The organism is Leptolyngbya cf. ectocarpi LEGE 11479 (assembly GCF_015207065.1).
GTDB classification, from domain to species: Bacteria; Cyanobacteriota; Cyanobacteriia; order Phormidesmidales; family Phormidesmidaceae; genus Leptothoe; species Leptothoe ectocarpi.
In genome coordinates this window covers 1-26518 of sequence record NZ_JADEXP010000043.1, presented here as the reverse complement: position 1 = coordinate 26518, position 26518 = coordinate 1, and the positions used below count along the sequence as shown (strand labels likewise).

Here is a 26518-nt window from a genome sequence, read left to right as displayed (position 1 = left end):
GAGTTTATCAAAGCCACCCGCAAAGAGTTTGTAAAACACTTGCCTCAGATTGCAGCGGACCAGTGGCAGCCCATTTACAAGGCTGTGCAAGAGTGTTTTGGCACCTACGAAGAGCGAGCGATTGAGCGCATTAGTGGAGACATTGCCGCCCGGCGATTGGAACTCAGTAGCCTGGTGGAGAAAAAACAGCAAAATGAGATTAATCGCGAGCAGACAGTGGAGCGACTCAAAGCATTAGAAGACAGTATTCAGAAGGAGCTGACCACGTTACAAGGGATGGTTTAAGGTTGCGATCAATGTGCATGAACGCGAAAAATGTATAAATCTCTACTTGCAGCAATTGTCACAGAAAAAAAACCACCGTTTCTCTACCCTAAAGACTGCTCTTTTATAGTAGGAAGATAACCATGAGCGGACTGGGTGGACTCAATAAAACTCCAAATGGTGTGGTACTGGGTATGGTGCAGCTGCAGCTGCCCAACGTCGTAACCCCCGATGACCTGGCAACTCAAACCCAGCGTATTTGTGACATGGTCGCTAAAGCCCGCCGCAATATGCCGACGATGGATCTAGTCGTATTTCCAGAATATTCGCTGCACGGGCTGTCAATGGATACCAATCCGGACATCATGTGCAAGCTGGATGGACCGGAAGTAGCCGCATTCCGCCAGGCCTGTATCGACAATCAAATCTGGGGATGTTTCTCGATCATGGAGTTTAATCCTGACGGTAACCCCTATAACAGCGGCATCATTATTGACGATAAAGGAGACTTAAAACTCTACTATCGTAAGCTGCATCCCTGGGTACCGGTAGAACCTTGGGAACCTGGCAATATCGGTATTCCCGTCTGCGATGGTCCCAACGGCAGTAAGCTGGCTCTGATTATTTGTCATGATGGCATGTTTCCCGAGATGGCAAGAGAGTGTGCCTATAAAGGGGCCGAGATCATGATTCGCACCGCAGGCTATACGGCTCCGATCCGTCATAGCTGGCGGGTCACCAATCAGAGCAATGCCTTTTGCAATTTAATCGTGACGGCCTCGGTCTGTATGTGTGGCACCGACGGCACCTTTGACTCCATGGGTGAGGGCATGATCGTCAACTTTGACGGCGAGGCTTTAGTCATGGGCAGCCATCGCCCCAATGAAATCATTACAGCTGAAGTCCGTCCTGACCTGGTGCGCGAAGCCCGTCAACACTGGTCTGTGGAGAATAATATTTACCAGTTTGGTCACCGAGGGTATGTGGCTGTCAAAGGGGGTGCTCAAGATTGTCCCTATACCTATATGAAAGATATGGTGGCAGGCAATTATCGTTTACCTTGGGAAGACAATGTTGTTTATACCGATGGGACATCCTGTGGGTTTGCGGCCCCCACTCGTGAATATCAGGGAGAAGAACTGTCCTCAGCTATTTTAAGCAAGGCTCAGTAAAACCCTGGCAAAACTAGCCCGTCGTATACTCCTCAAGCCCTATAGCTAGTCCCTTAGCTGTAGGGCTTACTTGTCAGAGAGTGCTTAAAATCATGACAAATCTTTAGATGTTTTCAGTAGTGAATGTATGTAATTACACAACATAGACGCAGCTCTTTAGTCATTCTGTGTAGTAGCTGAGCAAACTGTATTTACGTATTTACACGGTGAGTAAATTATGGGCACATTCCAATGCGGCTTCTGTTAGTTGAAGACGATATGCAACTAGCAGACTCTTTGACAGATATCTTAGAAGCCCAGAACTACAGGGTGGATACTGTCAAAGATGGCGAGTCTGGCTGGTGTCAGATGCAGCTGATGGATTATGACCTCACGCTGCTGGATGTGACATTACCTTATCTAGATGGGATTCAGCTGTGCCAACGGATGCGTAGTCGTGGTTATGGGCTACCGGTGCTGATGCTGACGGCCAGAGATACCAGTCAGGATAAGGTGCTGGGGCTAGATTCTGGGGCCGATGCCTATATGGTTAAGCCGTTTGACCTGGCTGAACTGCTGGCTCAGATTCGGGCATTGCTACGTCGGGGTAGTTCGCCATCACCCATGGCACTGAGCTGGGGAAACCTTAGCCTGGATCCCAACACCTATGAGGTTAGCTATAACAAGCAGCCCCTACGGCTGACACCAAAAGAATTTTCGATTCTAGAGTTGTTAATGCGTAATGGACGACGGGTACTGAGTCGTTCATTTATATTAGAGTCTCTTTGGTCTATGAAGAGCCCACCGGATGAGGAGACTGTTAAAGCCCATATCAAAGGTCTTCGTAACAAACTAAAAATGGCTGGAGCCCCCAAAACGCTGATCGAAACTGTTCACGGTATTGGATATCGGCTGCAGGAAATGTAAGCAGCACTTTATTAAGTGTGAACTTTCATCTCATGTACCCCAACTATTACTGGTGAGATCTATAGTGTGTGTGGGGCGAATAGCTCCCCTGACAGATAACCTGACAGAATAAAGTCACAAGGCTCACAAGAGCTGAGGAGGTTGGTATAGCTGAATCTCAAGAATCTGTCTCGTCAAAACAAAAGCAGCACTCAACCGTGTTATCAATATTTTCTCTAATGGTTTTATGAGAGAATTATAGTTGTTCCCTGATGGGTTTCAACATATCTCTAATTAGGCATTTAGAATGTGAGAAAGGGTTTTGATAGTTATGTTGGGTGCTGCTGTCGTTTAAAGTATTTTTGCTACAGTTAATTTGGTCTGATAACGCTACAGCTTATGCCTGCAGACCGGATATTTAAGGGTGTCGAAACTCGATCTACGGGTATTTTATTGTTTTTCTCTTCAAACAAATTTCTCTTCAAACAAAATACTGACACTATCAGGAATTTGAAGCGGTGTTAAGAACGCTTGCAATTTTTAACTTAGTAAAGTGCCTGTAAATCGCCTCTTGATGCGTAGAGTATAATTCTGACTTGGTAGCGTTTAATCTTTGCTTAGGCAGTTAGCAAGATTGCTCTAAAAAAGGAATAAAGCCAATCAACGTCTTAGGCTTTTTGTTTTATGCAAAGAAAATAGTGGCTAGTGCAGGGTGAGCATCTGTTATTCAGGTCTTTTTGTTACAACATTATGAAATAAGGCGATAACAACATAATACATAGCTAACCAATTATTCAAACCCTTCACTGGAGATAATCCTATGCCTGTTCAAGTCAGCTACCCTGGGGTTTATATCCAAGAGATCCCCTCTGGTGTACGAACAATTACCGGAGTTTCAACATCAGTTGCCGCCTTTGTCGGAATGATTCAGCGAGGGAAGCTCAACACCCCCACTCGCGTTCTTAGCTTTCCTGACTATCAACGGAGATTTGGTACTGATACAGCCGCCAGTGAAATGACGGATCAGGTGAGTCAGTTCTTTCTTAATGGCGGGCAGGAAGCCTGGATTACTCGAATTGCCAATAATGCTGCAGCTGCTAGTGTGCAGCTGGAGAATGAAGCGGGAACGCCTGTGATGGCAGTGACCGCTTGTGAGGCGGGGCCTGATGGTAATTTGATTCAACTAGAGGTTGACTACGACACGACCCAGCCCGAGGAGACCTTTAATCTGCGCGTATTTCGCCCGGTGACGAATACGTTTGGTGTGGTGCAGATTGAAACAGATGAAAGATTTTCTGGGTTGAGCATGGATCCCTCCAGTGGAAACTATGTGGAAACCATTGTTAATCAGCAATCAGAACTCATTCGGATAGATGTGGAGGACGCTCTCACGCCGAGTGAGGGATTGTCTCTGTCTGGCTTGTTATTTGAGGCGGATGACACAGCCAATGCAACGCTGTCCAGTTTGCTAAGCTCGACAACCAATAGCATTCAGATCTCGGTGGATGGCTCTCCATTAATTCCGGTAGTTTTGCCTGATTCTTTTGCACCTGCTGAAAATCCGTTTTCACTCGTTGAAGATAGGATCAATATGGCGCTAACGCCATTTTCAAGGAAGGTAAGTATTGGGTTAGTACCCAATGGGCTAACTTCTAGTCGATATTTAGAAATTCGTAGTACCAACACCGACGATACGCCAAAGCCTGGGGGCTCGGTCGCAATTCAGCCCGCTGCTGCCAATAATGCCACCGTTGCATTGCAGCTAGGTACGGCCCAGGGTGGTCTAGAAATAGCTGGCTATGGGGTATTACGTCCGGCGATAACGGGATTCTTTGCCCGCTTGGGCACATCCCCTGCCTCTGTAGAGGCGCTGTCTACGTTTGCCGATACCAACGCATTGGGCATGTGGACCTTGAGCGATGCTAGCGGATTCTCTCCCCATACTGATTCGCCAACGTTTGCTGGCACTCCTTTTTCTCAAGGAACGGTCTATGATGTTGCGGCTAATCCGGGGTTAGGGTCGCTGTTGAATGTCCGTCAGAATCTTCAAATACTGGCTGACTCAATCAATGCGAATGCCCAAGATGCTGATGGCCAGCCTGTTTGGAATGCGTCACTTCAGGGCTATCGCCTAGTACTGCGGCCCTTGTTTGGGGATAAAAATTCGGATGCGACAGCCACGCTTGTTAGCGACGGGGCTTACGACTTGGGAGCAGATGCTCAGTTTTTTGATCCCACACCTTCAACGGCAAATGTGCTTTCTTACAGTCTGGGAACAACTGGGTCAGGAGACTTTCAAGGTCCCGGGATGAATGGAACACCGGGGGGAATTCCCAGCTCTCAAGATTATCAGGCTGCATTTAACGGCATAGACCGCGATGTCGATATCTTTAATCTACTGATTCTGCCTCGGGCAGCAGGACAGTCTGACCCCCAACGGGAAGCACTTTGGGGCTTAGCCAGTAATTTTTGTCTCAATCGGCGAGCGTTTTTGCTTGTAGACCCGCGCAGCACCTGGGAAACCGTTAATGATGTGGACAGTGAAATTACTCAGCTACGCAACGGTGTGGTCAAAGACCATGCCGCCATATACTGGCCCAGGGTACAGATTCCCAATATCGGCGGCGGATTACGAACGATTGACCCGTCTGGTTCTATGGCTGGGGTGATGGCTCGGACTGATTCTAATCGAGGGGTATGGAAGGCGCCAGCGGGGCTAGAAGCAGACCTGCGTGGGGTGCGTGCGCTCGAACATTCAATGTCCGACCCTGAAAATGGCATTATTAATCCCGAGGCGGTCAATGCAATTCGCAGTTTCCCAACCGGCATTGTTAGCTGGGGAGCGCGCACCATGGATGGTTCTAATGATAATGCCAATGCGGACTATCGCTATGTGCCCGTGCGGCGTATTGCGTTGTTTATTGAAGAGAGTTTATTTCGGGGGCTAAAATTTGCCGTATTTGAGCCCAATGATGAACCTCTGTGGGCGCAGATTCGACTAGCGGCGGGGGCCTTTATGAATAATCTCTTCCGACAGGGAGCCTTTCAGGGACAAAAGGCGAGGGATGCTTACTTTGTCAAAGTTGATTCTGAAACCACCACTCAGAATGATATCAACTTAGGTATTGTCAATGTTGTTGTCGGTTTTGCGCCCCTAAGACCGGCGGAATTTGTCATCATTACCCTGCAGCAAATGGCTGGACAGGTGCAGACGTAGGCGCTCTGACTAGTTTTAGCAAGAACGCCAGTTGAACAGTAGAGGAACACCATTATGCAATTTTCGGTGAATACCAGTCGCATTGATCCGTATAAAAATTTTAAGTTCCGCGTGGCATGGGATGGTCAGGTTGTTGCCGGGGTGAGTAAGGTCAGTGCCCTCAAGCGCACAACAGAGGTTGTCAGTCACCGGGAAGGGGGTGATGTGAGCACTCCCCGGCACTCGCCAGCATCGTCTAAGTTTGATCCGATTACCCTGGAGCGAGGCATTACCTTTGCGCCAGAATTTGAAGCCTGGGCAAATTTGGTCTATAGCACCGAGGGGGACGGGGCTGTGTCGCTAGCAGGTCTGCGTAAGAATATTTCAATTGAAATGTTGAATTTACAGGGAACGGTAGTAAAGCGGTATAACGTGTTTCGCTGCTGGGTGTCGGAGTACACGGCACTGCCGGAACTGGATGCGAATGCAAATGCGATCGCATTTGAAACAATCATTTTACAGAACGAAGGGTTTGAACGCGATGAGGCGATTGCCGAAGTGGCTGAAACCTAGGCTGCAGTGGTGATAGTCTGTATCGCTTGAACGTATTGCTCTCGTATATGGGTCTTATATGCTGCAGGTTGAACTCAACCCAGGGCTAAAAGGAGGGAGATGGGCCTGCCTCCGACCTCTATGTGGCCATGACGAGGCATCGATCGGCGGGGTGGACACCATCGAGAGTATGGCATTTCTAGACCGGTTATTGGTATCGGTGCCTGGGACCGCCGTGACATCAGGGAGTGCTGAAAAGCTAGCGGTGTGTGATTGCGATCGCATCTTTGCCGCCCTTTACCTCAATTATTTTGGAGAACAGGTAGAGAGCACCGTCGCCTGTCATGCCTGTGGTGATTCATTTGAGCTGGCCTTTTCTTTGCGTGATCTAATGGCAAAACTTAACGCCATCACACCGACAAAAGCGACTGGGCCAGACAGTGACGGTATCTATACCCTGGACGACGGACGACGATTTCGATTGCCGACGCTTAGCGATCGCAATACCTTAATTGGTCTGGAGCCAGAGCAGGCAGTAACCACATTGCTAAAGCGCTGTATGGTACACGGAGAGCCCATGGCAGAGTCAGATAGCTTACAGGCTGCCATGGAAGAAGTGGGACCAGTGCTTGATTTAGACCTAGATGCCCAATGTCCCCACTGCACCACAGCCCAGACCGTACGGTTTGATATCCAAACCTATGTGCTACAGTCTCTTGCCTTTGAACAACGATTTCTGACTAGAGAGATTCATCGCATTGCTATGGCCTATGGCTGGGGACATCAAGAGATTTTAAATTTGCCACGGGAGGAACGGCAAACCTTTGTGCGACTGATCGAGGCAGAAACGCGCGGACAGCAAAGGAGACGGCTATGAGCAGATATTTGAATCGTCTTGTGATGCGATCTCAGTCTCTTCAAACGTCGCCGACGCTGCGACCGTTTGTGCGTAGTCAATCACCCATTGCCGAGCAGGATCAGCGCCTGGGTATGGACGGCTTTGATCCTGCTGGAACAAGTTTGCCGGATACGGATAGCTGGGCATTGGAGGAAAGCGAACCTGCCGCCTCCGATTCTCTCTTTGATCATGCGACAGAAAGCCCGATTTCTAAATTATCAGCCACTATACAGCGAAAAATGACAGGGCCAAGTATCTCACCGCCTACTCCCCCGGTGGCACCTAATCCAACTACTCATGTGCTAAAGACCGATAGCACCTCTGAGGAGGCTCAGGCCCGGTCAGCTGTGCCCAAGTCAGCTGATCAAAGCAGCCAGGATAATCGCCCTGAGCCTCTTTTTGCAACTCCCGAGCAGTTTGATCCACCTGGACGTCCGTTAAATCGGCTGGAGTCGGAGTCTGCTGTGCCCTCGGAGTCAGCTGTGCCCGTTGATCCTGTTGTACGCCAGTCGCAGACCGCCTCCTCGGAAACCGATATACCTATGGTAAGCAGTACTCCCCAATCTGTTACCTCCGTAGGTCCTATATTTACAGATCCCATATCTATAAAGCCAAGACCTGTCAGAGCATCTGTAGTAGAGGTGCCATCTGTGGGGCGTGAGGTTTCCGAACAGTCTGAGCAGACTGATGCCTCGCCTACTAGGGTCCCCCATAGCAGGCGGTCTGATATTGAACCTGCCAATCCTCAGTCCACAGAGCCGGTTGTCCCTAATAACATTTATTCTCGTATTGCGAGGCCAGATCGTCCGGCATCCAGGCTAGAACCACTGGCACCTAGGGAAGACGCTACGGAGTTTGAGGCGGCTGTTCCTATGAGTGATCCCTTACCCCCGGCGGTCGTGATTGGTCGGATCAATGTTGAGGTGGTTCCCCAGTCGCCTGCGGTCGTGACAGCATCTCGCCCAGGTCCGCTGACGGCGGCCTCAGTCTCTGTGATTGGCCCATTACGCACAGGAGTCCGGCCCAATCTGCGATTTAGTTTGAGGCAGCGATAGTCCCATGGCACTGCTCGATCTGTACAAGGTAACCAGAACGCTCACGGACCTGTTGATGTATAACATCATCAAGAATATCGAGCCGTCCCTAGATCCGGCTATTGCGCCACCGGGTTCAGAGCTGCAGGTGACTGCTATTCCACCGGAAAAAGTGGAAAATCCGTCGAATCAGCTAAATTTCTATCTCTACCACGTGGCAGAGGATGCGTACTATAAAAATGCGCTTGGCCCCGGCAGTGATATACCCAATGTGGCCAAAACCCCCATGGCCCTTAATTTGTTTTATATTTTGACATCTCACCATGAGATCGGGCCAGAAGTCGATCCTCAGTTTGGCGCTGAACAGCAACAGCGGCTGATGGGGTACGCGCTCAAGACGTTTCATGATTTTCCGGTCATCACCGACCAAACCCGGATTGCCTATGTTGACGAGATGGGAATGCCGCAAGAAAAGATATTTTTGGCCGATACCGAGCTAGCAGGTAGGGATAACAGCATTGAGGTGATTTTACGACCGATATCTCCAGAAGATGCGATCGCATTCTGGGGCTCAGAAGATACCCGTACGGTGCGGCTGTCCGCCTACTACGAAGTACGAGTAATTTTGCTGGAGCCAGAGCCGCCTAAAACCCTACCTGGTCTGGTGCTTAACCTGGGCACTTATCTAGTGCAAATGGGCACGCCCCACCTGGCCAGCAGCCAGAGTCTGGTGCATTTTCAGCTACCCGCACGCAATGGAGGGACAGAACAACAGATTGAGGCAGTGCCAGCCCAGGTGACTCTAAATAGTTCGCCTAGTCCGGCGGACGGTCACAATCGTCTGGTGTTACGCGGGACCCACTTATCTGCCGGACTCTCCCGAAATCTGGTATTAAAAAACAGCATTTGGGCAAAACTGTTGCCTCCGGATGAGCCAGTGGATCAGACTACCGTGGATTTAGCGCAAAACCCTGGGTGGCAGATCGAGTTTGCCAGCGATCGCATCGAGGTCACCCTAACGCCCACCTTGACCCATGTGAGACCTGATGGAACAACGATTGATCTGCCCGTGCTGCCAGGATTTTATAGCACGTTTGTGCAATCGGTATCAGCAGAGCGGGTGATCAACAACGAACTCAAACAGATTGTGGCGACAAGTAACGAAATTGGGTTTGCGATCGCGCCCCGTCTAGTCAGCCACGGCCCACCAGACGGCGATGGTAATATTCCCATAGAGGTGGGCGATGAATTTGACCTGTTTGACGGAAACCTAGCGGAGGACGCGATTCAGGTACTGGTGGCGGGGGAAGTATATGCGCGGGTTTTGGATAGTCCCCCTGCCAACCCGCGAGAGTTTGTGGTGGCCACTCCTAACCAGGTGCTGATCAATCCCCACTTGCCGGTAGATGAAGCGGTGGCCTATCCCTTACGGCTAACGGTCAATGGAGCCGAGTCGGCACCCTTTTGGCTGGAGTTTGGGAGCTGAACCATGGTTATAAATCTCTCCTCACGGTCCATGGCAGAAATCGGTGCTTCAGATGCAGTTAATCTAACAATTCTGGAATTAATCGTGATGCGGGTGCGGCTGAAGGCACAGCGGCGGGTAGCCTGGCTCAACCACCTGTGGGGCCATGAGGCGATATCGTCTGCCAGCGGGTTTGAACAGTATTTGCAAACCTGTTTAGACGATGGTGACCGACCGTCCGCTGAGGCCAGCTGGTACGAGACGTCAGCTGGTATGCTCAACGACCGCATCAATCAGGTAGAGCAGCAACTTGCCCAGGATGAGAAACTGCAACGGCTGGCAGCAATGTTTCATCTGAGCGAGCCCGAGCTGGATGTGCTGCAGGGGTGTGTTGCGATCGCAGCCGATCCCACCCTAGGACCGGTATACGGATACCTGCAACAACATTCTGCCCGCACCTATACTACCGAGACACTGGTGGCCAGACTCTTTGACTATGGCTATCAGTCCCTTTGGAATCCCACAGGTCCTTTAGCCATCTGGGGATTGGTGCGGGCTGGAGAGGCTGCTGCTGGTGAACCGTTGCCGCTGGCTGTTGATGCCGCAGTGGTGGACTGGCTCCAGGGTACGTTACGACTAGATACTGAACTGGTGGAACGGGTAAACTCGGTGCAGCCCCATCCTGCTTTAGACAGCTGGCCGGTTGAGGAGACCGCTAAGAACGTTGAAAAGCTGTTGCAGCATCAGGCAGCGGTAAGAGTGCTGGTCAAGGGGCCTGCCGCCAGCGGGCGCCGTACATTTGCAGCGGCAGTAGCCGCCCGGTTTGGTTTAGAGATTCTCAGCGTTGACACTAGCCAGATTAGCGAAGCAGACTGGTCCGATTTCTTTGTGCGAACCCAGCGGCTGGCGGTGATGGGAGGCCTAGCGCTAGCCTGGTATGGTAGCGGTCTCCACCACAGCTGGCTTAGACAGATTGCCCCGGCACCACTACAGTTTGTCATCTGCGAGGAGAATTTTCAGGATCTGTCCAGCTGTATCCATGCGGTGGACCACCCGGTCACGCTGCCTGTTCCCACACTGGAGGAGCGTCGCCGCCTCTGGAACACAGCGATTCCCGAGGCGGGTAGCTGGCAGATAGCAGAGCGAGAAACGCTGGTTTCTCGCTACCGGCTCAGTGTGGGTGAGATCATGGCGGTAGGGCAGCGACAACCGGCCAGTCCTCAAGACGCCGCTGCCATTGCCCGTGAGCTGACCCGGCAGCGATTGGGAAATTTGGGCCAACTGCTGAACTGCCCCTTTAGCTGGGATGATTTGGTGCTGCCCGGTAGGGTGCGTCAGGAACTAGAAGACGTTATCTTTGAGGCCCAGGAGCGGTCTACATTTTGGGAACAGTCTCAGGCGCAGCGGCTATTTCCTCGGGGAACCGGTTTAGTAGCGTTATTCAGTGGACCACCGGGAACAGGTAAAACCATGGCCGCTCAGGTGCTGGCGGCGGACCTGGCGCTGGATTTGTTTCGGATTGATCTAGCGACGGTGGTGAGTAAGTATATTGGCGAAACGGCCAAGCATCTGGGGCAAATTTTTGCCCGCGCTACTCGGATGAATGCGGTGCTGTTATTTGACGAAGCGGATTCGCTATTTAGCAAACGCACCGAGGTTAAAGATTCTCACGATCGTCATGCCAATGCGGATACTAGCTATCTGCTGCAGCTGCTAGAAGACTACCGAGGCATTGTGATTCTAGCTACCAACAAGAAACAAAATATCGACCCGGCGTTTACGCGGCGGATGCGCTACGTGTTGGACTTTCCTCGTCCGGACAAATCTCAGCGGTATCAGATCTGGACTCAGGTGATTGGAGAGATGTGCGGTCAAGAGATTTGCCAGGGGTTAAACAGTACGATTTCGACCCTGGCGGAGGGTGTGGAGCTTTCAGGTGCTCAGATTAAAAATGCAGTACTGTCGGCGATTTTCATGGCTCGTCGTCAGCGAGAGGCGATAGGGATGCCCCATTTGTTACGGGGTGTAGAGCGAGAGTTGAATAAAGAAGGCCGCTCGATGGGCAGTCGAGAGAAGGGGAGGTTGATGAACAATGGGTAATGGTCAGACATCTGGACGGGGGACCGGACTACAGATTGGTCAGCTAAATTTGCGACTGCCGGGCAGCAGTGCGGCGGTGGGACAGCGGGTTGCTAATGGCATGGCGCAGCGACTGGTACAGCAGCTGCCAGCTGGAATGCAGGGTCAGTATGGGGCGCTCAATGTGCGGGTGGAGGTGCCAGCTGGGGCCAGTGAGGTGGAGGTGGAGGTTGCGATCGCGCAATCGATTTTGAGCGCGTTGCAAAGAGGGAATACCTCCCAGATTAATGCCGTAGAGAAAGGGCATTTGTAGAAATGGCATATTCAAGAATTTCTCAAACTCAATCGCATAAGGTCGCTTTAAACAGGCGAAGCACTAGGCCAGCGGCTCCACGTCAGGAAAACACCTGGGCAGGGTTTGGGATGGCTCCCAGACAATTTTCGGCAACCCCGCAATTAACTACAGCACCTAAGATTCAGCCCAAGCTCAAAGTTGGGGCATCGAATGATAAGTATGAGCAAGAAGCTGATCGAATAGCTCACAGCGTTATGCAAATGCCTGAGCCAGATGCTCAGACAGCAGCTTCGACGTCAAAATCTGAAATTGCTTCTAACCAGGCAAAACGCCACCCAATACAAGCGTCCCCTCACAAAATCCAGCGTTTGTGTTCGAAGTGCAGTGAAGAGGATACCCTCCAAACTAAGAGAACTAAAGGTCAAAGAACTCACCCTTTACCCCATACATCTGATCAAAATCTTGCTTTAGAGGGGAGCGGGTATGCTTTACCAGATACAGTGCGAACCTTTTTTGAACCTCGATTTGGACTGACGTTTGACCACGTTAGGGTGCACACCAATCGTCAAGCTAGCCAGCTGGCTCGAGCATTCCAGGCAAAGGCCTTTACCCTGGGAAATAATATCGTATTCAGGACAGGCGAATATCAGCCTGGGTCCTATCAGGGCAAACAACTGCTCGCCCATGAGTTAACCCATGTGATCCAGCAACGAGGCGTTAATCAAAACACTGCCCCACGAACTATTCAACGACAGTCTGCGCCATCCTTACCTAGCCTGCCAGACCCAGATCTAGAATGTAATTTGGATCTTATCGCACTGTCTAGAATTCTGGCTGGAGATCGGACCGCAGCTCTTAAAGTCATTAGTTGCTGTATCCAAACGCCGATAGGGCGAGGATGCACTAAGGATTTAGTAGATGCAGCCTGCGCCCTATTTCCCGACTTGTGCGGACAAAGGAATACTCCAGGTGGGACAAATCGGTGTCCTCCTGGTTTTCGCCCTGCTCGAACAACTACGTTTAGAGGACAGTGCTGTCGATCAGGTGCTGTGATTGAGAGTGAACGGGACTGTTGCCCATCAGTTCAGATAACCGTTAACAACCCATTGTTTCCAAGCTGTTGCCCGCCGTCGCAGATGCCAGATGGGCCAAAACGCAACTGCATTGATAAAACTCAGATGCCGCTGCCTATACCGCCAGTTATCATACCTCGACCCCAGCCGCCAAGAGGGCAGCCACGCCCGCAACCTGCTGCGCCTCAAATTTCTTCAGAGGTGATATTCTTCTTTTTTGATAGTACAATTCGCCGACCTGAAAGTAACGATGGCTTTGAGCGGGTCTTATCCCTACTAACGACTATTCCCAGACTCCGAGTCCACATTATTGGCCATGCTTCACTGGAAGGAACTGAGCAATATAACCTTGATCTCGGTCAAAGAAGAGCAGATGCTGTTCGTAATGAATTGGCATTACTTGGTGAAATTGACAGATCGCGAATAACAACATCCTCGCTTGGAGAAGCTTTACCAGCCGTTCCAGAGCCGTCTGGACGTTCATTTTCACCTAATGTGGAGGCTATTAGAGGTCAAAATCGCAGGGTTGAGCTGTTCTTTACTGATCCAGAAGGAGAGTTTGCCCCTAGTGTTCCTAGATTTCAGTTGAGACAACCTGAATTGCGTCTGCCCGGTTCATCTGGGGGTGGACCCAAACTTCAGCTATAGCCTTAGACACAGAGCTATCAGCCAGACTCAGGTGAGTTGCGATCGCACAGTTGCTATGAGCTATGGGTTATGACCTATTCAGCTGTCCATAAATCTCAGACTAAGAAAGCAGTGCTTGCACAACCGAGGAGCAAAGGGGTACTAGCGTCTCAAAATCCTTTAGTAACACCAGCCGTCCAGACCGATATCAGTCGTTTGCGCCAGGGTGGAGGAGAAAACTTGCCCACTGCGACCCGAGCGTTTATGGAACCACGGTTTGGCCATAACTTTGGCAACGTCAAGATTCATGCTGATTCCCAGTCAGCTAAGCTCTCCCAGCGTCTTAACGCCCGTGCATTTACAGTAGGGCACGATATTTTCTTCAATCAAGGTGAGTTTCGTCCAGCTGAGTCTTCTGGGAGGCGGTTGCTGGCTCATGAACTTGTGCATACCGTGCAACAAACAGCCAGTGAAATAGCCCAAGCTGGTCGGAGGGAAACTCTCAAACGGCCTGTCAGGCAACAATTTACTAGAGTTCATACCAAAACTAGACAACTTATCCAAAGAAGTCCTTTTTCTACATCCACACAGGGTCTGCACAAAGATCTAGAAGACCAATACAGGCAGGAAACTGGAGACTTTAGTTCTGGGGCCGTCCAGTATTCGGCAGCGTATCAGCAATGGATTACCAACAGCGCACCTAGGATCGAATGGCTACCGCCGATTGAGATTCCGGTAAATCCGCTCGACCGTTTAAAGGCAGGACTTTCCACCGGGCATACAACGCTATTGATAAACGGAAGTCTGATGGATAGTGGTAAAATCATAGGAGACAGAACTGATGATATTGGCCAGGCGATTAAACCCGCTGCCTACAAAATTGAACCTGGGCTAGTCCAAGGGCAGCTGACCTGTCGGTACGACCCGAGCTTTCAGCTGCGTGTAGGCACTCAAATTCATATTGCATCATCACCTAGAGGCAACCACTGGACAGGTCAGCTTAGCCCGGCCACCCTCAATAATCCTTCTCAGTGTGTTGGTAAAACTAAGATTCCAACAAAGCTTGAGGGCTCCCCCAGTAGTCAGGCGTATTATCAGTTAGTTCGTGATAGTGAGCTGGAACACGTAACAGAAATAAAGCGTCTTTACGAGCGGCATATAGCCCCTTTCTATACCTTTGTTATGGGGCTGAGAGCGATTGCAGGCACTGAAGATGAGTGTAAAAAACAGTTGGAAGCCCAGGTCGGCAAACGAGTTGAGCAGGCCGCCTTTGGCTTTGTCGTCGGTGATCTAGCAGCCTCTAAAAAGTTTGATGATCCGCTAAGCACGCATCAGGGAAGCTTTCAGGTCGCGATCGATGACGCGGCCTGCTCTGGGGCTACCATTACTGCCAAACAAAAGAACCCACAGCAGCCAGGACGCGACCCAGGCAATGTGCAGATAATTGCGCCGACGGTGCAGGCTATTGATCCGACAAATTTATCTGTTAGCGGTACTCGGCTGTTGAGCGGTGCTCGTGTTGTCCGCACTTTTAGTTCTGCAGCCAACGCTAGCAGGGCGATGGCAATGCTAGCTGTGCATGGAATTACTGAATTACACACCATCGGACCGTTTACCATGGCGTTTGCAAACGGCAATGTGCCGACAACATCAATTTCGGGTGTCTCTAGCCTTGGCATAGATCCAGCTCTGGCGCAGGTCACAGTGGGAATACCCAACGTCAGTGACTGGGTGATTAGCCAGGTTCAAGGTGAGCTGTTTCAGGTCATTGTTGATTTTGGTGCCAACCGCGATCAGGCTTATTCAGCTATTAAGCATTTGCGATCGCACCAATTCAAAAAACTACTTTGGATTGGTCCCGATAATGCCCCAGAGTTTAGCTACTTTAGCTTGTAAATAACCCAGTCGATTTAATCCACACCAAAAAAGCGCTAGTAGAATTATTGTCATGAGCTATGCATCGGTCTCTAAATCCCAACCCCAAAAGGCTGCTGTTGACAGGAAGTGCCGAGGATCACGTTCCCTCGTATCAACGCGTCAGCGCGTCACGACTGACGTAAAACCAGGAACTGGTTTTCCCATAGACTCTTTACCGATTCAAACCAAGCTCAAGCTAGGTAGTCCCAATGATAAGTACGAACAGGAGGCCGACCGAGTCGCTCAACAAGTGATGCGAATGCCAGAATCACAGGTACAGCGTCAATTTAACTCACTAAATGTTGAGGGAGGTGTGCCAATGCCGTCTGGGAAACCAGCCATTCAGCGCCTGTGTACAGCCTGTGAAGACGAAAAAATCTTACAACCCAAACGAGATTCGAGACAGGCGGCTGTGGTCACACCCACTATCCAGACCGGTATTAGTCGTCTACACCAGAGTGGTGGCATGCCGTTACCAAACACCACCCGAAACTTTATGGAACCCCGCTTTGGCCATGATTTTTCTCAGGTACGAATTCACGCCGGAGCCGAGGCAGCGCAGTTAGCCCATAGCCTGAAAGCCAGGGCGTTTACAGTTGGCAGAAATATTGTTTTTGGTAAGGGGGCACTTGACTATAATAGCTCGACCGGTAAATCCCTTCTTGCCCACGAACTGACTCACTACGTTCAGCAGACAGCCAATGGAACAACAATTAGCCCCAAGTATGATTCAACCTTACAGGGCAAGACAATTCAGCGCAAAGTTTGTGATCCACTAGTCCAAGACTGTCCTGCTGGAACAGCTTGTTATCCAATGGGTTCAACGTTTGAATGTTTGGAAGAAGCTAGCACCAAAGCTAAGATCCCAAAAGACCCACTCTGTTCTTCTTTTGATTTTAACTCAACTAAGGGTTTAGTCTCTACTCAGGCTGCTAATTATATAGCCGCCAAAAATATTGAAACTCGCCTGACGTTAGTACGTTCTCTTAAATGGATGTGGCGATGTGCCACTCCGTCTCAACAGAAGCAAGTTCGTACCAGCCTTTCGGCGGTGGTTGGCAAGACTGAAGCCATGAATCTTTGGACAGAAGCCGGAACACCTTTTGGGGGATATACCGGAGCCTACCCCAGCTATGCCTCTGACATTCAGAAGCATCTCAACAAGTTAGGCGCTCGTGAAACTGTCTCGATCGGTTCTTTTGAACTAACTGCAGAGGGATCAAAACACCGCAGGCGGGCAAAGCGTTCGGCGGGTAAAGATACTCCAGACCTGGGGCGTACAGATATTGTGTACTTCCGTGGACACCAGTTTGCTCAGTACAAGGCCCCTGGTCTCTTCTCTAATGGCTCTGAGGAAAAAGGATTTGATCTTCGATACATTGAGAAAGTAGGCGGATTTCAAAACGTTAAGCTAATGATTAGTACGAGCTGTGCGACACTTTGTTCAGAAGCGTTTAATGTTTTCCATGGGCTATTCCCTAATGCTGTAATTTTGGGGTATCGCAAGTCGGCTCCCTTAGATGGCAGGAAAGTACGCAATTCTCTACAATCCAAAATTAAGGGGCTAGGTCGTCCGCTACTACTCAGTGAATCGGTCGACATTAGTTCTATTATATCGGCGTGGAGATCAGTGATTGCAGGGGTCCATGCTGGCGATACAGCGCAGCTTCCTGGTTACTATGATGGTAGTCAGATTACGTATTGGGATGGAACAGCATGGCAAACAGTAGTTCCCACAGATAAAGCGAACAAGTGCAGGCGCAAAGGTGATTTTAGAGGGCAATATCCCGCTCCTCGTTAATCATCAGAAGATACGATGATGTGAATATTTCAACCAACCCCTTATCTTCAGGTCGATAGTCATGCCTGATACTGGATTAAAACGTAGCCCCAAATTTCAAAAAGGTGCCCTGGTGCAGCTGGTGGAGGATATCATTGGCGTTGTTCCCAATGTCATTCCTTTCCAGTACAACCCAGAGAAAATTACCCACTCGCTAACACCGTGGAACCCGTTTGAGGTAGACCAAACCCAGCGAGGGGCTCAGGCTCCTAACGTACAGCCGTTTGACCCTAAAGAAACCTTTAATATCACCCTAGAGATTGACGCAACGGATGATCTAGAAGAGGAGAATCCTGTTGCTACCCTGGTAGGTGTGGCGGACCGGCTGGCTGCTTTAAAAAAGCTTACGCTGCCCAGTCAGGGGTTAATTGGAGATCTAGTAGCCAGTGCTCAGGCCCTGACGGGAAATGCAAGTGCGCGAGCCGTACGACCGACAGTGCCGGTGGTGCTTTTTGTGTGGGGCACGGGGAGAATTTTGCCCGTGCGGGTAACCAGTTTTTCCGTTGACGAGACTTTATTTTCTCCGGCGCTCTATCCGATTCAAGCTACGGTAACCTTGGGGTTAGAGGTGCTGACGCCGGATGTGTTTAAGTGTCAGGAGGATATTACTGCCGATTTGGCTGTGGCCGCCTATAACTTTACTAAGTTACAAGAAGATGTGTTGGCGATTGCCCACATTGCGAATAACCTGGATGCAATTCGAGGCATCTTACCGTTTTGATTTGTAATGTTTAAATACAGATGCGTTACGCTGCGCTAACACATCCTACGCACTGATTTAGCAGGATAGAGTTATGGCTATTTTTGATCCTAAAAGTCGCTATCCTAACAACGCTGAGATTTATGAGGTTACCGATCGTCGGGGGCGCAGGGTAATGGCCCTTGCCGTTCCTGATGCGCCCGCTCAAACGTTGTTGGGAGAACATCGTCGAAAGCAGGGGCAGCGTCTCGACCATCTGGCAAATTTTTATCTCAACGATCCCAACGGATTTTGGCGTATTGCTGAGCTAAACGATGCGCTGTTGCCAGATGCCTTGGCGGAAACCAATACGGTGCAAATTCCGGCCAAGCTATAGTAAAAGTAGCGCAGCCATACGATTTGTAGTAAAACGAGCGGCGTCATTTAACGGAATGTAGAGTATGGGGTTTGGTGCCATCATTACCTCTGGCAATAACAACAAACTGCTGCCTGAGCGTTTGGTGGACTGTATTACCGAGGTACGGGTGGAGCAGTTTTTAGATGAGCCCACCCGGTTTGCTATTCGGTTTCAAGAAGACATCGTGGATGAAGAGCCCATGATTATGAAAGCATCAGAACTACAGTGTGAGCAGATGATTGCGATCGCAGTCGAAGTCAACGATGCGCTCACCTGTCTGGTGCGAGGCCCCATCACCCATACTCAATGTTCCATCACCCTGGGCGGTCCAGGGTCCTGGTTTGAAATCCATGGTCAGGACCGTCGCATTGAGCTAGATCGTCAGTGTGTGCGTAAAGCCTGGAGCGGTCTAGCGTCGTCAGCGGCCCAGTCTATTCTAGGAGATGCGTTTGACGCCACCGATATTACCGCAACCAACATTTTCTACGGCGCTCCTAGAGCCGGTCCTACCCAGGCAACGCAAACTCTAAACCAGCGGTTTACCAACGAAGCCTTTGTCTGTCAGATTGCCCGTCAAAACAATCTGTGTTACTGGCTGAGCTACGATTGCGAAGTCGATCGCCTCGATCTTACTGGGCAGTCGCTAACCATAGACGAAACCGCCAATCTTAAACCTTCTCCTCCCAGACCTCAAAGTAGCGGGCTGCCCACACCTCCGGTCGATTTGATTAGCTTAGTGCCCACCGTAAATGTTGTGCTGCGGGTGAATGTTCAACCTGACCAGTGCCAGACGGTAACGGCGTTTCAACTAAACGTAAATCCGGAGCAGCCTAACCAGTTTAGCGGTACCGCTATCGACGAGAGTGACTTAAATGAACAGTCCACTACCGCCAGTGACCCCCAACCCTCCATCAGTCAAAACGGACGCCGCATCAATGAGTGTGAGGCGCAGCGAGATCTCTGTGTGACCACCGCCGGTAGCGCAACAGAAGTGCAAAACAGGGCAGAGGCAGCGCTTACAGAATCGGGATGGTATGTGAATGCGACGGCAAGTACAACGGCTCATATGTTAGGCGGGGTACTGATGCCTCATGATGTGGTGGATGTGGAGGGACTGGGAGAGGAAAACAGCGGTTCCTATCAGATTAAAACCACCACCCATGTGATTAACGCAGCCGATCACTTTATGGATCTAGAACTACGGCGAAATGTAATGGGGGGAAGCTGACTTATGCCACAGCATGCCATGCCACAGTCCTCGGGCGATCGCTACATGAGCGATATGTATGAGATGATGGAAGGCCGATTTTTTGGCAAGTATCGAGGTATTGTTAAAGAGAATCTAGACCCTACTGGACGGGGACGGCTGCAGGTACTAGTACCCGCCGTGATGGACCAGGAGCCGATCTGGGCGATGCCCTGTGTGCCCTATGCCGGAAATAATATGGGTCTGCATATGATTCCTGAGAAGGATTCGGGTGTGTGGGTGGAGTTTGAGGCAGGGGATCCCTCCTATCCGATTTGGGTGGGTTGTTTTTGGGGTGATGGGGAAGTGCCCAACAACAACCGCAGTGTACCGGCGACGCCTGCGGTCAAGATTATCCGCACTGAGCAGGGGCTAATGCTAACGCTGGACGACCAGCAGCAGACCATTGACCTGAGCGATCAGAATGGTAACAATTTGGTCTCCATTGAAGTGCGGCAAGGTAAAGTCACGGTTAAGGGCAGTCTAAAAGTTGTTGTGGAAGCGCCCCAAATTGAACTAGTGGAGAATGCTACCCATCCGGTGGTGTTTGGCGATCAGCTGTTGCAGTATCTCAACCAGCTGGTGCAGTCATATATGGTTCATACCCATGTTCCAGGTGTGCCTACAACAGCACCGCCTGTACCCCCCATGGTGCCGCCTACCCCTAGTCTTCTGTCAATTAAGGTCAAGGCTGGATAGTTGCTGAATATTTGTTGTTTGATGTGAGATTAGCGATGAAAGCCCCTACTGATCACATTCAGTTTCCCGTTGCCATTGATGCTCGTCTGGGTCGATGGGCTCAGGAGCCGGACTATGAGCGCTATATTCAACAGCTGATCCGCCAGGTATTGTTTACCGGTCAGGGAGAGCGGATCAATCGTCCAACCTTTGGGGCCGGAATTCGACGCCTGATCTTTGCGCCCAACAGTCCGGCGACGGCGTCGCTGGCTCAGACTCTGGTATACCAGGCGTTGACCACGTGGCTGGGGACGCTGATTCGGACTGATAATGTGCAGGTGGAAGGTGAGAACGAACGGCTGGTGATTGCGATCGCATACACCATTCTCTCGCGACAGGAACAGCGCTTTTTGAATCTGGAGGTGACGCTCTAATGCCAGGAGAAGACCGGCTGACCGCTTTGCTTAACCAGACTGTAGTAACCGGCATTGACTTTATTCAGGTGGTCGATCCGGCGGAGCAGACGCGGCTGCGGGTTTTCTTTTTGGTGGAGCCAGACACCCTAGAGTCTCCTCTGATTGAGACGGCCGATCTGCCAGCGACGGTGCCTCCCGAGACAGTGAAGATTGTCAGTATTTCTGGAGGTGAGCGGCTAGCCCAGGTGCCGATTATCAGTGCTACATATCAGCAGATAACCTTAAATGAACAGCCGCGCACCGTTTTAGAAATCGAAACGGCTGAACCGGGAGATTTTTCCATCTATCGATTAACGATTCGTTCGGCTGCTGACCCCAGCCAGCGAGAGACCGGTATCGATCGCTTTTTTAACGGGGTGGAGTTTAGCTTTAAGCAGGGCTGCCCCAGTTTGCTGGACTGCAAACCGCCCGACCCCGACTGTCCGCCGGAAGAGCTAATCGATTTTCCCGTTGACTACCTGGCCCGAGATTTTGTTAGTTTCCGCAACGCCCTGCTCGATTTTGCCGCCCAGCGATATCCGGGGTGGGCCGAGACTATAGAAGCTGATACCGGGGTAATGCTGGCGGAAATTATGGCGGCTCTGGGGGATGAGCTGGCCTATATCCAAGATCGCTATGGTCGTGAGGCTTATTTGGAAACTGCGACGCAGATGCGATCGCTACGACACCACGCGCGGCTGATTGACTACCCCATTGACGAAGGACTTAGCGCCAGCACCTGGCTCGATTTAACCGTCCGTGAGACAGCTGGCGGTGTCTTTGTCGATGCGGGCAGTCTGGTGTGGGCACCTGCTCAGGGTAAAGCGCCCATTCCTTTTGAGCTAGGCTCCGGTTTGCTAGCTGAGGCAGAAACGAGAGCTGCTGCCGCTGCCCAAGGAGAGGAATTTATTTCTGAACAGTTTTGGGTACATGCTGCCTGGAACGATCTGTCGGTGCATATCCCCGATGAGAGTGAATCCTGTCTGCCAGTGGGGACCACCGAGCTGTTTTTGCAGGGGCATGTACCCACAGATGACCAGCTGCCGATTCCTCCCACAGATGAGACCGAACGTCTCCAGTTTTGGCAGGGGCGACCGATGGTGCTGCAGACGACGCCTGCTGATCCGTCAGTACCTAGACGGCGTCACTTGGTGCGCATTGTTGAAGTTGAGCAAACCACCGATCCTCTCTGTTTAGATGAGGGAGGCCAGCCTTTAGAGATTACTCGGATTCGCTGGGACGACGCTGAAGTACTGCCGTTTGAGCTGTGTTTGCGGGAGCTGCGGATGCGGGGCAACATTGTCTGGGCAACAGCGGGCAAGACCGAACGCGAATGGTTTGTTATTCGACCCGAGGCGCTGCCTGAGGAGGTGATATTGCCTAACGAGGTCGCCCGAGCAATAGAGCGTCAGGGTCCATTAAACGACCTTGAGTGTCAGCGCAGCGTTACCTATCGCTACAGCCTGCAGCAAACAGAAACTCAGGGGCTGGGTTGGCTTGGCCATGGAGGGAATCTGCGGCCCGAAATTGAGCTACAGGTGGTGGATGCGGTTTCTCTGGATCCCCTAGCGCTAGAAGATTTTTGGCACTGGCGGTCCACCCTGCTTGATAGCACCCGATTTCAGGATCACTTTACCTTGGAAGAAGGCACCTGGCGGCGGGTGATTGGGTTTCGACGCACGGGTGAGACGATTCCTCATACTGACTATGCCAGCGGGGCCGGGTTTACCCTCCGATTTGGGGATGGAGAATTTGGTAAGATTCCCGATGAACAAACGGTGTTTCAGGTGCGGTACCGTACGGGACCCGGCAGCCAGGCCAATCTGCCCGCCGATACGATTACCAATCTCAGCGATCCGTTAACCAACAGTCCGTCGGGGCTAAGCGGCGTGATTGAGGCGGTGACCAATCCGTTTGCGATTACCAACGGGCGCGATCCAGAAACGGCAGAGTCGATTAAACAACTGGCTCCCGAAGCGTTTCGGGCACTTACATTTCGCGCTGTGCGGCCAGAGGACTATGCAGAAATCGCCGAGCGGCTACCCTGGGTCCAGCGGGCGGGGGCGCGTTTTCGCTGGACCGGTAGCTGGCTGAGTACGTTTGTTACCGCCGATCCGCTCAACGCCTTTGAGCTGAGTGCCGAGCGCCGGACCGAGCTGACCAATGTGATGGACTGCGTGCGGCAGGTGGGGAGAGAAGTGTTTGTGCGCAATCCGCGCTATGTCAATCTAGATCTGGAAATTTGTTTCTGTGTCCAGCCTTCCGCCTATCCTGGCCAGGTACAGGCTAGGGTGAGAGAGGCGCTCTTGGGTCGTTCTGGTATTCGCCCAGAGAAGGGATTTTTCCATCCCGATAATTTTACCTTCGGCACTCCGCTCAAACGGTCTGCTCTGGAGGCGACAATTCAGGCGGTGCCTGGAGTGCTGGGTGTGGAACAAATGCGGATTCGAGCCAGAGGTATCACTGACTGGAGACCATTTGACGAGCTGATTTTTGCGGTGGGCACTGACCAGATTATTCGACTGAGAAACGATCCTCGATTTCCTGAACAGGGGTCGCTGCGGCTACGGCCCCGTCAAGAACAACAGCCCGCCCTCAAGGAGGTGACGCCATGACTAACTGTTGCCCCTGTGACAAACTGATTCATCCTGGTAAACCAGAGATTCCGGCGGGGCTAGTCGCCCTGCCGCGACAGCTAGCAGAGTTCTCTGACTATCGGCTGGCCATGCTGCGGAAGATTCCTAACTATCCTGCTCTGGCTCAGTGGCGTGCCCGCGAAGGCAACGATTTGGGAATTATGCTGTTGGAGATGTGGGCCTATGTGCTAGACAGTCTGGCCTTTTACGATGAGCGCATTGCCAATGAGACCTATCTGCGTACGGCTGTACGTCAGGCGTCTCTTTACAAGCTAGTGGGGCTAATTGGCTACTATCCCCGGCCTGCCCTGGCGGCGACCGTGGTACTAGGGGCCATTGCCGAAGGCAGACAACAGATTGTGCTGCCGCCCCGTACCGGCTTTCGCTCCGATGCGTTTGATGGAGAGCCGCCCCAAATTTTTGAAACCGAAATAGACCAGCCGATTCATCCGTTTCTGAATGAGTGGGAGCTGGCGGATATGCGCGCACCGTCTGCTCCAAAAGAGCTGTTGTTAGCTCTGGAGACAGCGCGGCTGGCGGCTGAACAGCTGGTGTTGGTAAAGACGTCGGACAGTCTACAGGTAAGCAAAGTCGTGGCAACGTCCACGATTACAGCCCTGGATGGCAACAGCTATGTTCAGGTGACCGCTAAACCTGAGATCGCATTTGCGCCGACGGTGCAGCTGAGTGATATCGAAGTGCTGACGCCAGAGCGGACGGCCCAGCCTAATTTGATGACTGAGAGTGCAGTTATTTCCCCATTTTTCTCGGCTCCGGTGCTGATTATTCTTGATGCGATTTATCCTGAACTGGCTGAGGGAGAACCGGTGATTGTTCAGCGGGGCAGCGACCTGTTTGCGGCTAACCTGGTTACGGCATCTCGGACGGATATCAGTGTGGGTGCAGGAGATCCGCCCCCCACGCTGCCGGTTACGATCATTGTTCTCGATCGGTTTTTACCGGAGGCATGGACGTTTGCCCCATCTCGTTTGAGAATTCATTTTCAGCTGGTGAATGCTGGCACGGTGACCAGAGTGGCCAAGACCCAGCTGAAAAAGGCGGATTTTGAAACTCCAGGGATTCCCATTGAAGGGCTAGCAGAGCCGCTACCTGATGACGTATCGACATCAGGACAATTATTGTTGCAAGATGCCAATAACCAGGGCCTGCAGGCGGGAGGAACCACACTGATCGCCCCCCAGGGAAATGGTCGAGTTGTTCTGAATACGGATACGTCCGAATTGGTTACTCCTCTACGGACATCGGTAACCGTATTTGGCAATCTGGTGCGGGCCAGTCGGGGTGAGAGCGTGCTGGATGAAGTGTTGGGCAGCGGCGATGGCACCCAGACGTTTCAGGCATTTATGCTACAAAAGACACCACTCACCTATCTGAGCGATCCAGCGGCTGGCCGTCGCAGTACCCTGAGCATTCGGGTCAATGGGATTCTCTGGCGCGAGGTGGTGAGCTTTTTTGGCACTGGTTCCCAGGATGAGGTGTTTATTGCTCGCCAAAATGATCAGCAGGAAACAACCATTACCTTTGGCGACGGGGTGACCGGGGCGCGACTGCCGACGGGAATCAACAATGTGACGGCCACTTACCGGTTTGGCGGCGGGGCGGCTAAACCGCCAGCGGGTGCGATCGCACAAATTGCCAGACCCTTTAAAGGTCTGCGTCGGGTCGTCAATCCGGTGGCTGCGGTGGGCGGGGCGGACAGCGATCGGCCTGAAGATATTCGTCTTAATGCCCCCACCAGTGCCCTTACCCTGGGTCGGGCCGTTTCGATTCAAGACTTTGAAGCGCTGGCTCGAGAATTTGGCGGTGTGGTCAATGCCCAGGCCGGATGGGCCTGGGATGAATCCCGCCAGGGAGCGGTGGTCAAAGTGTGGTTTATCGCCGATGGTACCAATCCCGATTTTGTGCAGGCGCTGACAGATAGTCTATTGAGCCAGGCAGACCCGACCACACCGCTCACGGTCTGTCCGGCGGTGGCTCAGCCCTCTAATTTGGTGATTGATGTCAGCTTGGATCCCCGGTTTTCTAGAGACCTTGTGCTTGAAGAGATTCGTCAGGCCCTGGTGAATGAGGCCACTGGACTATTTGCCCTGACCAACATTCCCATTGGGCGTCCTCTGTTTCGCAGTCAAATTTTCGCAACAGTTTTAGCCGTTGAAGGTGCCTGTGGCGTTAGTGCCATTACCCTGGATGGTGTGCCGGTACCGTTTGCGATTACGGCTGCTGAGGGTCGCTACCGAGACCTGTTTTCTAAGCTTGCGATCGCAGGCACTGCCGCTACGGAGGTCAATGCCCGATGAGCCCGCATCCCGATCCGCTAGCTCCAGCTTTAGACCAGTTTGAGCGCTACTACACCGAGAAAATCTGGGACTGGATCCCGCCGTTCTATCGAGATGAGGATGGCCTGGCCAGTAACCCTGGTGTTTTGCGAGCCCTGGTGACTATTTTGGCCCAGCAGGCGGCGATTGGCCGACGCAGCATCGATCGGCTGTGGGAGGACCCATTTATTGAACTGTGCGACGATTGGGCCATTCCCTATCTAGGGGATTTAGTCGGAACCCGGCTGGTCCATGAACTCAACCGCCGGGGACGGCGCGTAGATGTAGCCCGCACTATTTTTTATCGGCGGCGTAAGGGTACTCCGGTGGTCCTAGAGCGCCTCACCCAGGATATTACCGGCTGGGAAGGCACCGTGGTCGAGAGTTTTAAGCGACTGGCCCGCACCCGGCACGGTTTGGATCCGGAGCTGTCGGAGGTGCTTCCCGACGGGGCGACTAGCAGTGTTGTGACGCCGCCGGGGGGCTGGGCCAATCTGCGCTCGACAGCGCGAATGCAGCAGCTGGACGGTCCCTTTGACGCCTTTGCCCACACTCCCGACTTTCGGCAGCTGCAGGGTAGCCTGGGGCGCTACAACATACCCAAACTGAATGTGCATCTGTATCGGCTGACGGCGTTTCCGGTGCAGTTTGCCACACCGTTTAGCTTTGCTGACGGGCGCTTTAGCGTTGACCCGTCGGGGCGAGATATGCCCTTGTTTCGACCCGACCAGCGCTCCAATTTAGATGACTGGCGTATCCCTCAAGAGTGGGAG

The 26518-nt window shown here is 51.8% G+C and carries 20 protein-coding genes and 1 pseudogene; all 21 read left to right on the top strand.

The genetic code is table 11. The features are described from left to right. Positions 1 to 285: pseudogene (locus IQ260_RS07350) on the top strand (dynamin family protein); the annotation flags it as partial. Positions 286 to 407: 122 nt separating this feature from the next. Next, positions 408 to 1436 (top strand): formamidase, encoded by a 1029-nt coding sequence (locus tag IQ260_RS07345; protein ID WP_193992229.1) that lies wholly within the window; start codon positions 408 to 410, stop codon positions 1434 to 1436. Positions 1437 to 1667: 231 nt separating this feature from the next. Next, on the top strand, positions 1668 to 2342 hold the full coding sequence (locus IQ260_RS07340) for a response regulator transcription factor (RefSeq protein ID WP_193992227.1): 675 nt from the start codon (positions 1668 to 1670) through the stop codon (positions 2340 to 2342). 799 nt (positions 2343 to 3141) lie between these two features. Continuing rightward, positions 3142 to 5538 (top strand): phage tail sheath family protein, encoded by a 2397-nt coding sequence (locus tag IQ260_RS30895; RefSeq protein WP_228015669.1) that lies wholly within the window; start codon positions 3142 to 3144, stop codon positions 5536 to 5538. 54 nt (positions 5539 to 5592) lie between these two features. Beyond that, positions 5593 to 6090: a phage tail protein gene (locus IQ260_RS07330; RefSeq protein WP_228015667.1), complete on the top strand. Its 498-nt coding sequence runs from the start codon at positions 5593 to 5595 to the stop codon at positions 6088 to 6090. 58 nt (positions 6091 to 6148) lie between these two features. Beyond that, entirely contained in the window at positions 6149 to 6946 is a 798-nt protein-coding gene (locus IQ260_RS07325; RefSeq protein ID WP_193992225.1) for a hypothetical protein, read from the top strand. Then, entirely contained in the window at positions 6943 to 8022 is a 1080-nt protein-coding gene (locus tag IQ260_RS07320; protein ID WP_193992223.1) for a hypothetical protein, read from the top strand. Before IQ260_RS07325 ends, IQ260_RS07320 begins: the two co-directional genes overlap by 4 nt. 4 nt (positions 8023 to 8026) lie before the next feature. Then, positions 8027 to 9487, top strand: coding sequence for a DUF4255 domain-containing protein (locus tag IQ260_RS07315; protein ID WP_193992221.1), 1461 nt, complete (start codon positions 8027 to 8029; stop codon positions 9485 to 9487). A 3-nt stretch (positions 9488 to 9490) separates the two neighbouring features. Further along, positions 9491 to 11566, top strand: a complete 2076-nt coding sequence (locus IQ260_RS07310; protein ID WP_193992220.1) for an ATP-binding protein — start codon at positions 9491 to 9493, stop codon at positions 11564 to 11566. Then, the gene (locus tag IQ260_RS07305; RefSeq protein WP_193992218.1) at positions 11559 to 11858 is read left to right on the top strand and encodes a hypothetical protein; all 300 of its coding nucleotides are present in this window, start codon (positions 11559 to 11561) and stop codon (positions 11856 to 11858) included. The genes IQ260_RS07310 and IQ260_RS07305 overlap by 8 nt, the downstream gene beginning before the upstream one ends. Before the next feature lie 482 nt (positions 11859 to 12340). Continuing rightward, complete coding sequence (locus IQ260_RS07300) at positions 12341 to 13561, top strand: eCIS core domain-containing protein (RefSeq protein ID WP_193992216.1); 1221 nt, start codon at positions 12341 to 12343, stop codon at positions 13559 to 13561. 69 nt (positions 13562 to 13630) lie between these two features. Further along, positions 13631 to 15436: an eCIS core domain-containing protein gene (locus IQ260_RS07295; RefSeq protein WP_193992213.1), complete on the top strand. Its 1806-nt coding sequence runs from the start codon at positions 13631 to 13633 to the stop codon at positions 15434 to 15436. Positions 15437 to 15488: 52 nt separating this feature from the next. Next, a complete protein-coding gene (locus IQ260_RS07290) occupies positions 15489 to 17258 on the top strand; it encodes an eCIS core domain-containing protein (RefSeq protein WP_193992211.1) in 1770 nt (589 codons plus the stop codon). Positions 17259 to 17319: 61 nt separating this feature from the next. After that, on the top strand, positions 17320 to 18018 hold the full coding sequence (locus IQ260_RS07285; RefSeq protein ID WP_193992209.1) for a CIS tube protein: 699 nt from the start codon (positions 17320 to 17322) through the stop codon (positions 18016 to 18018). Between the two features lie 73 nt (positions 18019 to 18091). Further along, positions 18092 to 18373, top strand: a complete 282-nt coding sequence (locus IQ260_RS07280; RefSeq protein WP_193992207.1) for a hypothetical protein — start codon at positions 18092 to 18094, stop codon at positions 18371 to 18373. Positions 18374 to 18437: 64 nt separating this feature from the next. Next, positions 18438 to 19622: a hypothetical protein gene (locus IQ260_RS07275; protein WP_193992205.1), complete on the top strand. Its 1185-nt coding sequence runs from the start codon at positions 18438 to 18440 to the stop codon at positions 19620 to 19622. 18 nt (positions 19623 to 19640) lie between these two features. Then, positions 19641 to 20339 (top strand): phage baseplate assembly protein V, encoded by a 699-nt coding sequence (locus IQ260_RS07270; RefSeq protein ID WP_228015665.1) that lies wholly within the window; start codon positions 19641 to 19643, stop codon positions 20337 to 20339. A gap of 35 nt (positions 20340 to 20374) precedes the next feature. Further along, positions 20375 to 20752: a GPW/gp25 family protein gene (locus IQ260_RS07265; RefSeq protein WP_193992203.1), complete on the top strand. Its 378-nt coding sequence runs from the start codon at positions 20375 to 20377 to the stop codon at positions 20750 to 20752. Next, a complete protein-coding gene (locus IQ260_RS07260; RefSeq protein WP_193992202.1) occupies positions 20752 to 23388 on the top strand; it encodes a baseplate J/gp47 family protein in 2637 nt (878 codons plus the stop codon). The genes IQ260_RS07265 and IQ260_RS07260 overlap by 1 nt, the downstream gene beginning before the upstream one ends. Further along, complete coding sequence (locus IQ260_RS07255; protein ID WP_193992201.1) at positions 23385 to 25727, top strand: putative baseplate assembly protein; 2343 nt, start codon at positions 23385 to 23387, stop codon at positions 25725 to 25727. Before IQ260_RS07260 ends, IQ260_RS07255 begins: the two co-directional genes overlap by 4 nt. Beyond that, positions 25724 to 26518 (top strand): hypothetical protein (locus IQ260_RS07250; protein ID WP_322744914.1); only part of this gene is annotated, 795 nt, incomplete at its 3' end. The genes IQ260_RS07255 and IQ260_RS07250, both read left to right, overlap by 4 nt.